Source organism: Labrys sp. 22185, from assembly GCF_052045555.1.
In the GTDB taxonomy this organism is placed as follows: domain Bacteria; phylum Pseudomonadota; class Alphaproteobacteria; order Rhizobiales; family Labraceae; genus Labrys; species Labrys neptuniae.
This window is the reverse complement of the sequence record NZ_JBQEPH010000003.1, coordinates 279,335-293,297: the sequence shown is the minus strand read 5'-3', so window position 1 is coordinate 293,297 and position 13,963 is coordinate 279,335. Positions and strand designations below refer to the sequence as shown.

At 61.8% G+C, this 13,963-nt stretch carries 13 protein-coding genes and 1 pseudogene; 5 read left to right on the top strand and 9 right to left on the bottom strand.

What is annotated here, in order from left to right; all coding sequences use genetic code 11:
• Positions 1-2: 2 nt before the first annotated feature.
• The 5 genes from ACTJKX_RS08785 to ACTJKX_RS08765 are packed head-to-tail and all read right to left on the bottom strand — an operon-like array spanning position 3 to position 4,843.
• On the bottom strand, positions 3-785 hold the full coding sequence (locus ACTJKX_RS08785) for an ATP-binding cassette domain-containing protein (protein WP_394311467.1): 783 nt from the start codon (positions 783-785) through the stop codon (positions 3-5).
• Positions 782-1,789 carry an ABC transporter permease gene (locus ACTJKX_RS08780; protein ID WP_394311466.1) on the bottom strand — a complete coding sequence of 336 codons (1,008 nt, stop codon included), beginning with the start codon at positions 1,787-1,789 and terminating at the stop codon, positions 782-784. Before ACTJKX_RS08780 ends, ACTJKX_RS08785 begins: the two co-directional genes overlap by 4 nt.
• Before the next feature lie 54 nt (positions 1,790-1,843).
• On the bottom strand, positions 1,844-2,782 hold the full coding sequence (locus ACTJKX_RS08775; RefSeq protein ID WP_440725024.1) for a sugar ABC transporter substrate-binding protein: 939 nt from the start codon (positions 2,780-2,782) through the stop codon (positions 1,844-1,846).
• Between the two features lie 18 nt (positions 2,783-2,800).
• The gene (locus tag ACTJKX_RS08770; RefSeq protein WP_367624714.1) at positions 2,801-3,715 is read right to left on the bottom strand and encodes a sugar phosphate isomerase/epimerase family protein; all 915 of its coding nucleotides are present in this window, start codon (positions 3,713-3,715) and stop codon (positions 2,801-2,803) included.
• Between the two features lie 36 nt (positions 3,716-3,751).
• On the bottom strand, positions 3,752-4,843 hold the full coding sequence (locus ACTJKX_RS08765) for a Gfo/Idh/MocA family protein (RefSeq protein WP_394311462.1): 1,092 nt from the start codon (positions 4,841-4,843) through the stop codon (positions 3,752-3,754).
• 271 nt (positions 4,844-5,114) lie between these two features.
• Here ACTJKX_RS08765 and ACTJKX_RS08760 point away from each other — a divergent pair, with 271 nt between their 5' ends.
• The gene (locus tag ACTJKX_RS08760; protein WP_311936835.1) at positions 5,115-6,137 is read left to right on the top strand and encodes a LacI family DNA-binding transcriptional regulator; all 1,023 of its coding nucleotides are present in this window, start codon (positions 5,115-5,117) and stop codon (positions 6,135-6,137) included.
• 60 nt (positions 6,138-6,197) lie between these two features.
• Here ACTJKX_RS08760 and ACTJKX_RS08755 read toward each other — a convergent pair.
• Positions 6,198-6,437: pseudogene (locus ACTJKX_RS08755) on the bottom strand (dihydrodipicolinate synthase family protein); the annotation flags it as partial.
• A 71-nt stretch (positions 6,438-6,508) separates the two neighbouring features.
• Positions 6,509-7,558, bottom strand: coding sequence for a LacI family DNA-binding transcriptional regulator (locus ACTJKX_RS08750; RefSeq protein WP_440725023.1), 1,050 nt, complete (start codon positions 7,556-7,558; stop codon positions 6,509-6,511).
• 157 nt (positions 7,559-7,715) lie between these two features.
• Here ACTJKX_RS08750 and ACTJKX_RS08745 point away from each other — a divergent pair, with 157 nt between their 5' ends.
• Entirely contained in the window at positions 7,716-8,510 is a 795-nt protein-coding gene (locus ACTJKX_RS08745) for a phytanoyl-CoA dioxygenase family protein (RefSeq protein ID WP_440725022.1), read from the top strand.
• A 23-nt stretch (positions 8,511-8,533) separates the two neighbouring features.
• Here the strand turns inward: ACTJKX_RS08745 and ACTJKX_RS08740 are convergent, their stop codons facing one another.
• Positions 8,534-9,232 (bottom strand): GntR family transcriptional regulator, encoded by a 699-nt coding sequence (locus ACTJKX_RS08740; RefSeq protein WP_440725021.1) that lies wholly within the window; start codon positions 9,230-9,232, stop codon positions 8,534-8,536.
• Positions 9,233-9,672: 440 nt separating this feature from the next.
• On the opposite strand from ACTJKX_RS08740, the gene ACTJKX_RS08735 reads away from it, so the two are divergent.
• Positions 9,673-11,097, top strand: a complete 1,425-nt coding sequence (locus ACTJKX_RS08735; RefSeq protein ID WP_440725020.1) for an amidohydrolase — start codon at positions 9,673-9,675, stop codon at positions 11,095-11,097.
• A gap of 95 nt (positions 11,098-11,192) precedes the next feature.
• Here the strand turns inward: ACTJKX_RS08735 and ACTJKX_RS08730 are convergent, their stop codons facing one another.
• Complete coding sequence (locus ACTJKX_RS08730; protein ID WP_440725160.1) at positions 11,193-12,077, bottom strand: haloalkane dehalogenase; 885 nt, start codon at positions 12,075-12,077, stop codon at positions 11,193-11,195.
• A 123-nt stretch (positions 12,078-12,200) separates the two neighbouring features.
• On the opposite strand from ACTJKX_RS08730, the gene ACTJKX_RS08725 reads away from it, so the two are divergent.
• Complete coding sequence (locus ACTJKX_RS08725) at positions 12,201-13,094, top strand: LysR family transcriptional regulator (protein ID WP_394311441.1); 894 nt, start codon at positions 12,201-12,203, stop codon at positions 13,092-13,094.
• 331 nt (positions 13,095-13,425) lie between these two features.
• Positions 13,426-13,935, top strand: a complete 510-nt coding sequence (locus ACTJKX_RS08720) for a hypothetical protein (RefSeq protein WP_440725019.1) — start codon at positions 13,426-13,428, stop codon at positions 13,933-13,935.
• The last annotated feature ends 28 nt before the right edge of the window (positions 13,936-13,963 follow it).

Here is a 13,963-nt window from a genome sequence, read left to right as displayed (position 1 = left end):
TCTCAATGCGCCTTCGCATCCTTGAGCAGCGCCTTGATGTCGACGCCCATGATGATGCCTTCCACGGTGAGGAGGTCGGTCTCCGCCACCGTCTTCTCCGCGACGACCTCGCCGCGACGCATCACCACCAGGCGGTCGCAGACTTCGAAGACGTGGTGGATGTTGTGGGTGATGAACAGCACGCTGTGGCCTGCATCGCGCATCTCCCGCACGAAGCGCAGCACGCCATGGGTCTCCTCCACGCCGAGATTGTTGGTCGGCTCGTCGAGGATGATCACCTTGGCGGCGAACTGCATGGCGCGGGAAATGGCGATGGACTGGCGCTCGCCGCCGGAGAGCGTGGAGACCAGGGCATCGGCGTCGAGCTTCTTGGAAATGCCGACGCGCTTCAGCAAGGCCGCCGCCACGCGGCGCAACTCGCCGAAATCAATCGGGGCGAATACGCCGAGCCAGCTCAGCTTCACCGGCTCCCGGCCGAGGAAGAGGTTGCGTGCGATGCTGAGATCCGGCGCCAGGGAGGTGTCCTGATGGATCGTCTCGATGCCAAGATCCATCGCATCGCGCGCCGAGCGGATGGAGGCCTTGTCGCCGCGCACATAGATGGCGCCGCCATCGCTCGGATGGACGCCGGAGATCGCCTTGATCAGGGTGGACTTGCCGGCGCCATTGTCCCCGAGCAGGGCGACGACCTCGCTTTCGCGCAATGTCAGCGAGGCGCCCTTGAGGGCCTGCACGCTGCCGAAGGATTTCCGCAGGTTTTCGAGCCGCAGCACTTCTCTCGTCATCGGCGCCTCCCGCCATTCTTCTGCAGCAGGGCGTGCAGGATCAGCATCACCAGGATGATGCCGCCGAGAAAGATGTTGTAGGCGAGGCCCGGCACGCCGATCAGTACGATGCCGTTGCGGATGGCGCGCAGCATGAGCACGCCGACCACGGTGCCGAAGATGGTGCCTCGTCCGCCGGTGAGGGCGGTGCCGCCCACCACGACCATCGCGATGACCTCGAGTTCATAGCCGGTGCCGGCCACCGGGGAAGCGGCGGAGATACGGAAGGCGCTGATCATGCCGGCAAGCCCGGCGAGCACCGAGGTCAGGATGAACAGCCAGATCTTCACGGCATCGGCCGGCACGCCGCGGGCGACCGCGGCATTGCGGTTCGAGCCGATGGCGCTGATCCAGTTGCCGAGCTTGGCGTAGTTCAGCAGATAGATGCACAGGCCGGTGAGGCCGATGAACCACCATAGCGAGGTGTAGAGCTTGAAGGCTCCGGCCTGGAAGCTGCCGGCCAGCAGCGTCACCCAGGGACCGGGCTGGTCCCACGATTTCAGGGGGAAGCCCTGGGTGATGTAGAGGGCCACGCCGCGCAGGATCAGCAGCATGGAAAGCGTGACGAGGAAGGAGGAGATGCCGATCTTCGTCACGATCACGCCGTTGACCCAGCCGATCGCGACGCAGAGGAGGAGGCCGACCAGCAGGGCCGGGCCGATATCTATCACGCCCTGCTGCACCAGCAGCATCACCAGCACCGGCGCCAGTGCGAAGACGGCGCCGACCGAAAGGTCGAACTCGCCTGCCGTCAGCAGCAGCGTCATGCCGAGCGCGATGATGCCGAGCTCGGGCAGGAACGCCATCATGTTGGTGATGTTGAGCGGGGAAAGGAAATTGGCGTCGGCCACGGCGAAGCCCGCCAGGGCCACGAGGAGGATGACGAGCGATGCCATCTGGGGCGAGCGCGGCAGGCTCGCCCGCAGGCTCCTTCCGGGAGTGTTGTTTTCCACGACCAAAGCCATGACGGTCCCATTCGCTGCGAAAAGGAGGGTTCCGGCCGGGGCCGGCCCCTTCGGTTACTTGCCGGCGTAGAGCTTCAGGATCGGCTCGACGCTGGAAGCGTCGTAGAGGCTGAAGGTGTGCACGTCGTAGCCGATGGGTTGGCCCGAGGCGGCCAGGTTGAGCAGGGCGACGGGCATGAAGCCTTGCGCCGAGGGGTATTGCCAGGCGGCGGCGTTGACATAGCCTGCCTTGACCGCCTCGGCCGTCTCCCTCGAATTGCCCCAGCCGACCACCGGGATCTGGCCGGCCGAAACACCGGCGCCCTCGAAGACCCGCTTGACGCTGGCGGCCACGGAGTCGCCGAGGGCGATGATCGCCGGCGGCTTGTTGGCGATCATGTAGTCCGTCATCTTGGCGATGATGCCGGCCGGATCGGTGCCGCAATCGACCACGTCATATTTGATGCCGAGCGGATCGAAGACGCTGGCGATGCCCGCCGTCTCCAGCTGCTGGTAGCTGGCGCCGGGCACTTCGACGGGCAGGAAGACCTTGTCGCCCTGCTTCACCAGCTTCTTGTCGACCAGATATTTGGCCCAGGTGACGCCGGCCTCTTTGAGATCGGCGCCGACATAGGCCTGGCGGCCGGTGGCGACGTCATCGGTGTTGTAGAAGATGATCGGGATGCCGGCTGCCTTGGCGGCCTTCACTTCCTCCGTCCACAGACCTGGCTGCGCCGAAGTGGTGGCGATGCCATCCGGCTTGGCGGCGATGGCCGAGTTGAAGGCCTCCTTCTGGGCGGCCATGTCGCCGCCGCTGAAGGAAATCTTGCAAGTGACCTTGAGCTGGTCGCAGGCCTTGGTGGCGCCGGCGTTCCAGTCGATCCAGAACGCGTCGGACGGCCCGCCATGGGAGAGAAGGTAGAAGGTCTTCTGTTGCTCCTGCGCCTGCGGCGCGGTGATCGCCATGGCCAGCAAGGCGGCTGCGACAGCGAGCTTCAGTCCGAATTTCAACATGTTCGCCTCCCTCGACCTTCAAAGACCGTTGTCGCGGAACTTGCCGTCGAGGAATTTTTTGGCGCGGGGCACGTCCTCCTCGGACAGATGCTCGATGATCACCGGAATGTTGGGGTGCTTCTGGGCAAGACGCTGCAAATAGAGATCGTAATTGAGGGAGCCGAGGCCGGGGGCGGGCAGTTCGATCTCGCCGACACCACGGAAGGTATGGCTTTCGAGGGCATCCGCGTCGCCGATATCGGCATGTTTCTCGCTCTTGTCGTCGCCCGAACGCTTCACGTCCTTGGCATGGGCGATCCGGATCTTGTCACTGAGCGTGTCGAAGACCTGGTTGAGGATCTGGTCCATCCGGTCGATGTTGTGGGTCTCGAAATAATTGGTCGGATCCATCAGCAGGCCGAGGCCGGGATGGTCGACCTGGGCGAACATGCGCACGGTTTCCTCGACCGAGCCGACGACATTGTTCACATAGGTTTCGAGCAGGAAGACCGCGCCGTGGTCATAGGCCGTCTGGGCGAGGTCGGCGATCACCTTGCGGCATTCCTCGAAGCCTTCCTCGGTCTTGTTCCTGGGATGATGCACCCAATCGGACTCGGTGTTGAAGGTTCCTGTCTCGGAAATCACATAGGGCGAGCCGAAATGGCGCGCATTGCGGATGATCTCCTTGAGATAGCCGACGCGCTTCTCGCGCTCGGCTTTGTCGGGATGGATGATGTTGGTGTAGCCGGAGATGCAGCAGATCGGCAGATGGTGGTCGCGGAAGGTATCGCGCACCTTCTTCGCCTTGTCCTTGGTGATCTGGCCGGCGGAGAGGTCGACATCCTTGAAATGCAGGTCGAGCTGCACGGTGTTGAAGTCGAGCGAACGGATCTTCTTCGCCGTTTCCTCCAGGCTATAAGGAAAATAGCCGGTGAAGATACCTGCCTGCATCATGGTCGATTTCCTTCCCGTATCGATATTTCTTGATTTTCAATGGATGGGTATTTCGCTGAGCCTGACGGTGCGGCTTTCCGTGATGGAGCGATATCCCGCCTCCACCAGCGCCATCGTCCTGACATTGTCGGCGACCGAAAGGGCCGGGGCGGTTCCGGTTTCCACCGCATGCTGAAGCTGCTCCATCACGCCGATGAAGGCGTGCGGGAACCACATGGTCTGCCATTGCGGCGTGACCCACTCGCCGCCCGTGGCCTTGGCCGATGCATAGCTGAAGGTGGACGGGGCGCCTGTGGGCCAGCCGATGCTGCCCTTGGCCACGCCTTCGGTTCCCTCCACGCGCCAGGTGATGTGCTGGTCGTCGCGATAGCCTTCCTGCCTCGGGCCCGACCAGACGTCTTCGAGCGACAGCGCCAGCACCCCCGAGGGAAAGCGCAGCGTCGAGATCGTGATGCCGTCGCGATGGTCGAAGGTGGTGCGGGGGTCCTTGCGGGTGAGGGTGGTGATCTCGTCGGGATCGCCGAACAGGAAGCGCAGCACGTCAAGGTGATGCACGCTCATATTGGCGAGCGTCAGCCGGTCGTAATTGCGCAGGAAGGGCTGCCAATGGGGGATTGCATGCATGTCGATCTGGGCGAACACCACCTGCCCGAGGTCGCCGGCGTCGAGGACCTGCTTGAGCACGCGCATCGACTGGTCGTAGCGCATGTTCTGGTTGACGGAGAGGATCTTGCCGGCGGCCTCGGCCTCGTCCCGCAGCTTGATGGCTTCCGACAAGGACAGGGCAAGCGGCTTTTGGGCGAGGATCGCCTTGACGTGCCTTTGCTTGAGGGCATGGCGGATGAGGGCCGGCTGCTGGTCCGGCGGAAAGGCAAGATCGAGGATCTCGACGTCGGTATCCTCGATCAGGGCCTCGGGCGTGTCATGTACGGTCGGGATCTGCCAACGGGCGGCAACCTTTTCGGCATTCGTCTTGGTGCGGGACGCGATGGCGACGACGGGGAAGCCCGCCTCCCTGTAGGCCGCCAGATGGCATTCGGCCATGATCATGCCGGCACCGATGCAGCCGATCGCGTAGCGCCTGGTGCGCACCGGGGCATCCGGCGCGAAATGCCTGGGTTCGTTCATGCATCCTCCCTAGGTCTGTTTGTCCGACCTTTCGGGCGATATTGATGTTGATGGATTTTGATGTCAACATCATTTGAAATCATTGTAAATCATCCGGCTTGGAAGACTTGAAGAAGATGTCGAAAACACAAGCTAAAACAGGTGGATAAATAGCGGCCGGCAATTTCCGGGGCCTGGGTGTCGCTTGCACTCGGCCCGCAAAAAATCCATCATTTTCAATCAGAATCACAAAAGGCGGCATCCGTGCCGCATTCGGAAGGCGAGTTCCAGATTGCGTGCCACCCTGTCAGACGTTGCGCGAGAGGCCGGTTTTTCGTCGGCAACGGTCGATCGTGTCCTGAACGGGCGCCCAGGCGTACGCGGCCGGACCCGCGAGATCATTCTGGAGACCGCCCAGCGCCTCGGTTATGTGCTCGAGGATGGCGCGGCGCAGGATGCGGGAAGCGGGCGCAGCCTGCGCCTCGATTTCGTGCTGCCCTCCCGTTCCAACGCCTTCATGCGCAAGCTGTGCGAGCAGATTGGCGAGCAGGCGGCCTATCGCGCCGGTGTCGACGCGCGGATCCACACGGTCGACGACTTCACGCCGGACAGGCTCGCCCGGGCGCTCTACGACCTGCAGGGGGAAACCGACGGCGTAGGGGTGATCGCGCTGGATCATCCCACCGTGCGCGAGGCGATCCGGTCGCTGGCGGCCACCGGCGTCAGAATCGTGACGATCGTTTCCGACATCCAGTCCGTGCCGCGCGTCGCCTATGTCGGCATCGACAACCGGGCGGCGGGCCGCCTTGCCGGCTATCTCGCCGGCCGCTTCATGGGTGCCGGCAGGACGGGCAAGGTCGGGCTGCTGGCCGGGTCATTGTCCTATCGCGGCCATGAGGAACGAGAGATGGGCTTTCGCCACATCCTTGCCGAGGAGAATCCCGGGCTGCGCATCGTGGAGCTTCGCGAAATGGGCGACGACAACGAACGCGCCTATGCGGAAACCAAGGCGCTGCTGCAACATCATCCGGACCTCGCCGCCATCTACAATATCGGTGCCGGCATTCCCGGCATTGCCCGTGCCCTGAAAGAATGCGGCCGTGCGAACTCGGTCGTCTTCGTCGGGCATGAGGTCACCGAGGACACCAAGCCGTTGCTGCTGGACGGTACGCTCGATGCGGTCATCGACCAGAACCCGCGTGTGGAGGCGCGCGAAGCGCTGAATACGCTGATCCACTCCTTGCGGGATCAGCCGATCATTGCCCATCCGCCGCGCCTGCAAGTGGTGTTCAAAGAGAATATTCCGGAGGTTTAAGAAGGCCCTCAAGTTATCGGCCAGGATAGGCGGCATCGCCTTGCCCGGGCCTGATATTCAGCCGGCAGCCTTATTCTCGAGCGCCTACAGCACCAGATGATCGGGGCCGGACAGACCTGGAATCCGTCGACCTCCCTGGAAATCTGAAGACCGGCTTCGAGCGTCTCCTTTGCGCCCCAGGTCCTTGCTGCCGGCGATATTGCCGTGGCTGGCAAGAGTTCGAGCGGTCTGGGGTTCGAGATGGTTCTGCGTGCGTGCCGGGATGTCGTAGAGGTAGACCGGTGTCAGCGTCACATCGGCGCCTGGATTGCCGGCAGTCGCATCCGGACTCATTGCCAACGATCAGGATTCCAGGCCGGCGATGTCGGAATTCATCTTCTGCGGACAGCTGGACGGTCCGAAGAGGCTCGCTCGATCAACGTGCATCCGATCTTGTGAATGCGGCGAGCCGACGATGCGGACTTCCTTGCAAGTTGCTCAATGGCCCAGGCACCCATGGCTCGATGCGGAAGCTCGAGCGTCGTCAACTGGGGCCGCAAGTGACGTGATAGCTCGTCATCATCATATCCGACGACGGACAGATCCGCCGGTATCCTCAGGCCAGTTTCGACGATCGCGTTGAAGCATCCCATTGCCATCTTGTCGTTCTGGCAGAAAATGGCGGTCGGCGGCTCCTCGAGCGACAGGAGCCTTTGCGTCGCCTCGAAGCCGGAGGTCGGCGTCCAGTTCCCCTCGGCGACCAGATGATCGTCATAGGGAATGCCAGCCTCCATCAGCGCCTGCCTGTAGCCGGCGAGCCGGTCCTGGGCCGCCTCCATGAAGCTTTCTCCCACGATCGTGCCGATGCGCCTGTGACCCTTTCTTATGAGGGAGACGGTCGCCATTCGCCCGCCTGTCGCCTCGTCGGGGACCACCGCTGGAAAGCGGTCATCGCTCGTATAGCAATTGAGCAAGACCAGGGGGACAGGAAGGTCGTCGAAAGTTGGATCCAGTGAAACGCGGCGGGTGAAGATCGACATATAGACGATACCTTGTGCGCCCGCCTGGAGAAGCCGGGCCACCGCCTTGCGTTCGTGCTCGGCACGGCCTTGGGTCTGCGCCACTAGAATGGTGACGTCGTTTTCCCAGGATGCCTGTCGGGCGCCGTCAATGGCATTGACGGCTTCCGGCGTCGTCGCCAACTGGTCCACGATGAAGCCGATGCAACTGCCCCGCAGTTCTTCGAGGTTCGCTCGCCGAATCGGACTTCCCATTCCATAACCGAGGGAGCGCGCCGCATTCTGCACCCGCATGCGCAGGTCGGGAGAGATCTTGATATCCGTGATGCCGTTCAGGACGACGGACACCGTAGCCTGCGAGCAGCCCGCTGCCTTCGCTACGTCCATCATCGTCACGCGCTTCTTGGTTTTCCGGCTGTTCACATGTCCCCCATTCGGGATCCGACCCTACGCAAGCTACACAAGCTAATAAAATTCGACCATTGACTAATAATTATTAGCTGCGATAGCGTCTCCGCAAAAGGGAGGAGACGGCCGGATGACCACGCACCCCTCGTTCAATTACGATATCGCCTCCCAGGTGGCGCAACTCGTCGAGGATGGCATCATTGGATTGAAAGGCGCCTTCAGCCCTGAATGGGCCGACGACATGCGCGAAGATATGATGACGGCTTTCTGGGCAGCCATTCAAAGGCCCGGCGGCGCCGTCGGTCGTGGTCCGCGCCGCTGGTATGTCGAAATACATCCGCAGGCCTTTCGCGGTTTCGTGGACCTCATTACCCATCCCTGGGTCGTGGATGTCTGCGCCCATGTACTCGGACCCGATTACCAGATCGTGGAAATCGGCTTCGACGTGCCGTTCCAGGGTGCGAAATACCAGCCCTGGCATCGCGATTTCCCGTCACCGGCCGACACTTATCGCGATCGGAAAATTACCTCGCTCGCCTTCAATCTCACCGGCGTCGATGTCACCGAGGACATGGGGCCTTTCGAAATCGCGCCCGGCACGCAGTATGACGACGGCCGCGAATGGAAGCATGAGATGTTTCCGGACAAGCCGCTCTGGGGCCGCTTCCAGGAGCGGGCGACTCGCAAATATCCGCACCGTGGTGATATTTCCTGCCGGTCTGCCCTGACGGTCCACCGGGGAACGGAGCATCAATCGCCGATCGCGCGGCCCGTCATGGTCCTTGGCGTCGATGCGCCGGGGGCAGGGCATGCCGATCTGCACGACATGATGGTCACGCATGACTGGTACGAAGCCTTGCCTGATATTGCGAAACGGCATCTTGTTTGCAGGGTTGTGGACGAACTGGTGCCGATCAGCCAGAAGCACGACATCGAAGGTCTCGTGATGGGCGCCGACCCGACCTGAGGATGGCTCTCCATGGATCGGCGCTAGGCCAGGCCCTCGGCGACCGCATAGGCATGAAGAGCGTCCGCGAGGCTGTCTTTCCGGGGCAACAAGGCGCGCGTCGTGATCGAGTCGAGGTGGTGTGTCATCAGGGCGACCGCCTCGTCGGTCTTGCCGGCGATCAGCTTGTCCAGCAGTTCCCGATGCTCCGATACGGCGCATTCGGAGGAGTGCGGCCTGCCGTAGAGGGCGAGGATCAACGAACTGCGCGCGACCAGTTCGTTCACATAGCGTATGAGACTGGCATTGCCGGTCATCTGGGCCAACAATGTGTGGAATTCGCCGGCCAGGCGTATCGACGCCGCGTGCTCGGCCCTGGCAGCCTCCTCGGCGGCGATATGGGTCGATAGCGTGTCTATCTGTTCCTGCGTCAGGCTTCCCGAAAGGGTCTCGACGACCAGGCGTTCCAGTGCGATGCGCGTGAGATACAGGTTCCGGCCTTCCTCCAGGCTGGGATGGGAGACCACGGCTCCCTTGTTGGGTCGCAACTCGACAAGCCCTTCCTGGCTCAGGCGGACGAGCGCCTCACGGACGAGCGTGCGGCTGACGCCCAACCGCTCGCCGATCGAGTCCTCCGGGAGTTTCGATCCGGGCGGCAGCGCTTGGTCGAGGATGGCTCGCTTCAAGGCTCGGTGAACGGCCTGGGAGCGGCCACCGCCGATGTCGCCCACCTTCTTTGCCATTCGAGATCTCCGGCTCCAACGCTTCTCTCTTGGAATTGCATGCGAATATTGTGGGTGTCCAGTCGCTTGTCATCGCCGTGAACATGCATTTGCCATCGCGAGGGTTTGCCAACTCGTTTGATGGATGCCTGATCCTGCGGCCCGGGCATGCGAGGTGCGTCCTTGAGGATAATTCTGTACGCATATTTCCTATATTTTACATACAATAATTGCATTCGAAAATCGAAAGTGATTTTCGATAGGAGTGCCATTCAAAAGATATGTGAATTTTTCCAGCCTGATCGCATGTGGTTGCCTTTCATAAGCGGCGCGACAGTGCAATCGAGCGCCCGGGGTCTCTCCCCTGACTTGACTCGGGCGTGTCATATAAGTATGCAATTTATTATAAATAATGCATACAATTAGTGAGCGCGGCTCGCTGGCTCGGGAGGGCAGGAAATATGAATGGCTCACAAGTGGAATTGTCTCGACGCGGCTTTATGGCGGGAGCCGGTGCCGGCAGTCTGGCGCTGGGTCTTGGCCTGGCGGCGGGCGCGAAGGCGGCAGACGGGAAATCCATGATCGATGTCGGTGCCGTCACGACACCCGTCAGCGATGTGACGAAATTGCCGGATGCCTATCACCTGCTCAACGTCCGCCTCGAGACGGGCTTTGTCGAGGAGAAGAAGTCGTGGCTCGATGCTCCGGTCATCGCCCACACCAGTACCGAGTTGAAGACGCTGCGCATCGCTGGCGGCAAGATCGCCGAGATCCTCGACAGCAAGGCCGCCATCCCGGCGGGCATGGCGACCTATGACGCGCAGGGCCAGTTGCTCTTGCCGACCTTCCGCGACATGCACATCCACCTGGACAAGACCTTCTATGGCGGTCCGTGGGAAGCGACGCTGCCAAGAGAGCATGGCCGAGCCGATCGCATCGCCCAGGAACGCGAGATTCTGCTCAAGCTTCTACCGCTGGCCGAGGAACGTACCGCCGCGATGGTGCGCCTGATGCATTCGCACGGCACTACGGTCTGCCGCAGCCATTGCAATGTCGATCCTGTCAGCAAGCTCGGCAATCTCGAGCACCTCAAGGCGTCGTTCGAGCGCTTCAAGGATACGCTGGACTCCAAGATCATCATTTTTCCCCAGCACGGTCTGCTCGCCTCCAACAGTGTCGAACTGATGCGCGAAGCGCTGAAATCAGGCGGCGTCAGCTACGTCGGCGGCGTCGATCCTTCCGCCTTCGACAATGCCATGGAAAAATCGGTCGACACGACGGTCCAGCTCGCGATCGATTTCAACGTCGGGATCGACATCCACATCCATGAGCCGCGTCAGACGGCCATTCCCGCCTTCAACCGCATCATGGATCACATGGAGAAGAACAAGCAGCTGCAGGGTAACGTGACCTTCAGCCACGCTTATTCGCTGGCCGAACTCTCCAAGGAAGAGCTCAGCGACATTGCTGCCCGCATGAAGGCGCTGGGCGTTACCCTCGCCAGTGCAGTTCCCCTGGGCAAGGATGCGATGCCGCTGCGTGAACTGCACGAAGCCGGCATCAAGGTGATCTGCGGTACCGACAGCACCATGGATTGGTGGGATTCGTTCGGCAATTGCGACATGCTGCAGAAAGCCAACGAAATCGCCCGCATCCAGTATCGCAGCACGGAGTTCGAGATCAATCGCACGCTCGGATATGCGACCGGCTTTGTCACCCCGCTCAACGACAAGGGCGAGCAGGTCTGGCCGAAGGTGGGTGACGAGGCGAGCATGAATCTCCTTCCCGCCAGCTGCTCGGCCGAGGCCGTCGCGCGCTTGCCTGTCCGTAATGCCGTGTTCCACAAGGGCAAGCTCGCCTACGGCACGCTCCCCAAGGCCGGCTAACCTTGTCCGTATAGGCAAGCGCGGCGGAGCGGGCCGTCATCAGGACGGCCCGCGTTCTCGTGAGATCGGCCCGGCTATTCGGCAAGGCCGATTTGCTACCCGTTATTGGCTTCGTCGAGAGACTCTAGGAAGTGGCGCAGAGCTTCGCCGATCTCCATCGGCGAATCTTCCTGGACGTAATGGATACCCTTGACCGTCACTTCGCGCTGATGGGGCCAACTGCGGCATGTCTCGCGTGCCCGGCCGGTAAGGATTGCGCCTGGCTCGGCATTGACGAACAGCTTCGGGATAGCTGCCCTTGCTAACCAGGCGCTGTATTGCCGGACAATGGCCAGCACATCCGCCGGCTCACCCTCGATCGGCAGTTCACGCGGCCATATGAGGGTTGGCAACCGGGCCTGGCGTTGCACGAATGGCTTGCGATAGGCGTCCATTTCGGTCTCGCCCAAGGGGCGGATGATGCTCTTGGGCAGGACGGTTTCGATAAAGAAGTTCTGGTCGAGCACCAGCGCCTCGCCCTGTTCCGAGCGCAGGGCGCGAAAGAATTTGTCGCGCCCTGCAGGGAACTCCGCCCAATGGCGTTCGGCGACGATCGCCTCCATGTAGACGATGGCGCGTATCTGTTCGCTATGCCGGAAAGCGCGATAGAAGCCGAGCGCTGACCCCCAGTCATGCAGCACCAGAGTGACATTGGCGGTAAGGCCGAGTTGCTCGAACCATGCATCGAGATAGCGCGACTGATCGATGAAGCGATAGGCGCCGGATGGTGACGGGCTTGATTGTCCCATGCCGACGAGGTCGGGAGCCAGGCAGCGTCCAAGCCCGCTGGCATGGGGAATGACGTTACGCCAGAGGTAGGATGAGGTCGGGTTGCCGTGCAGAAAAACGATCGGGTCGCCCGTGCCGACGGCCACGTAGCTCATTTCGCTGTCGAGTACCTTGATCCGTTCGCGCGGATGGGGATCTTCCGGATTGATCATCATATTCAAGGTCTTGCTCCCTGTCTGGAGAGGCCGAAGCGCCTGTTGGCGCCATTCGGCATCGCTCTCATGGGGGCAAATTAGGCCGTCGCGGCCTCTGCGAAAATTCGCTAATATTGCGCAATGCATGATCATTTTCGCACAGGCCGGATCGATTGGGAAGATGTGCGCTTCTTTGCGGCTTTGGCGCGCCATGGCAGCTTGTCGGCGACCGCCCGCGCCTTGCGGGTCAATCACGCCACGGTCTCCCGCCGCATTGCCGCACTCGAAGCCGCCGTCCAGGTCAAGCTCTTCAAACGCGACCCCAATGGCTATCAGCTGACCGATGCCGGCCGGCAGGCATTGCAGGCGGCCGATACCATGGAAAGCGCGGCTGCCGCTCTGTCGCAGCTGGAGCCCGAAACCGCGTTGACCGGTCTTGTCCGCGTCACTACGACACCGAGCCTGGCCGAGAGCTTCGTCATTCCCAAGCTCGCTGCCTTGCAACAACAGCACCCGCTTCTCGAACTCGAGATCAACGCGGAACGCCGGCCGCTCAGTCTCAGACGGCATCAATCCGATATTGCGCTGCGCATCGGTCGGCCGGAAAAAGGGGAACTGAGGGCACGCCGGGTCGTCAGTCTTGCCTATCGGTTCTATGGAACGCCGGTATGGCGTGAACAGCTCGTTGCCGGTGCCTCACCGCGTTTCATTGGCTTCGACGAGGCGGGGGCCGATTTTCCCGAGGCGCAATGGCTCGCGGCGCAATTCGAAAATGCGCCAATGGCCTTGCGCTGCAATAATATCACGGGACAGATCGTAGCGGCGCGTGCGGGCTTTGGCATTGCCTTGCTGCCGCATTTCCTCGCAGCGGATGATCCCGGTCTTGTAGAGATTGATCTGTCTTATGGACCGCCATTGCGTGAGCTGTGGCTGTTGACCCGTCATGGCGCGCAACCGCCACAGCGCATCCGGGTCGTGGCCGATTTCCTGTTCGATGCCATCCGACAGGAACGCCTGCGTTTCGAAGGCGTATAGAAGCGGTAAAAAAGTCCTGGCGCTATGGGCTGCAACCCGGCCCCTGCGGATCTGCAAGTCGCGACCCGGTATTCGTCAGGCGATGCCCAGGATTTCGGGGCGCACGGCCAAGGCCGGGAAACGATAGCCGGCCGGTTTTGTTTGGTGTTACGCTCGACACAACAGATCCAATAATTCGCCTGTAAGATAATCAAGGTCCTATTTCGGTTCTGCCGGAATGATCTGACAGTCGAGCCAACCATTAGCGATCACCCCCAAAGGGAGCAGCGCGATGGAAGACGATCCGAGATCTGCCTTTTCAGAAAATCGACCGCATCGAATCCGCGGGTTGTTGGCCGCCGGCGTTACGACTTGGATGGTGCTGACGGGCTTTTCCTTGCTGGTGCCTTTGCTCCTGGGATGGGCCAGGGAGCTGGCGGCCGGCCGCGGGCTTTCCATTCCCGCCTATGAGGCGTTTACCATCGTTTTCCTGGCAGTCTACATCATCCCGATCGCCGCGATGGTTTGCCTTGTCGTGGGCTATCCCCTGTGGAGCCTCGCGGGTGCGGCCGGAATGACCCGGCGGCGACACGCATTGGGATTCGGCGCGGCCGCCGGCGGCATCATCGCGCTCCTGATGTTGCAATCACATAGTCTGGCAGGGTTCCTCATCGGCTTCTTCCTGGTGCCTCATCTGGCAATGGGGGCCGCTTTCCGCCTGCCGGATTGGCTGAAGGGTCTATCGATGCCCTACATCGTCCTGGCCTTTGCTTCTGCCGGCGCAGTCGCGGGCCTCACGGCCCTGTGCATCGGCCGCCGTGGTGCTGCAGGCCTTCGCTGCCTGTTTTGCCGGTCGGCTTGAGCGAGACGTTCCGGACGTTCCTGACATT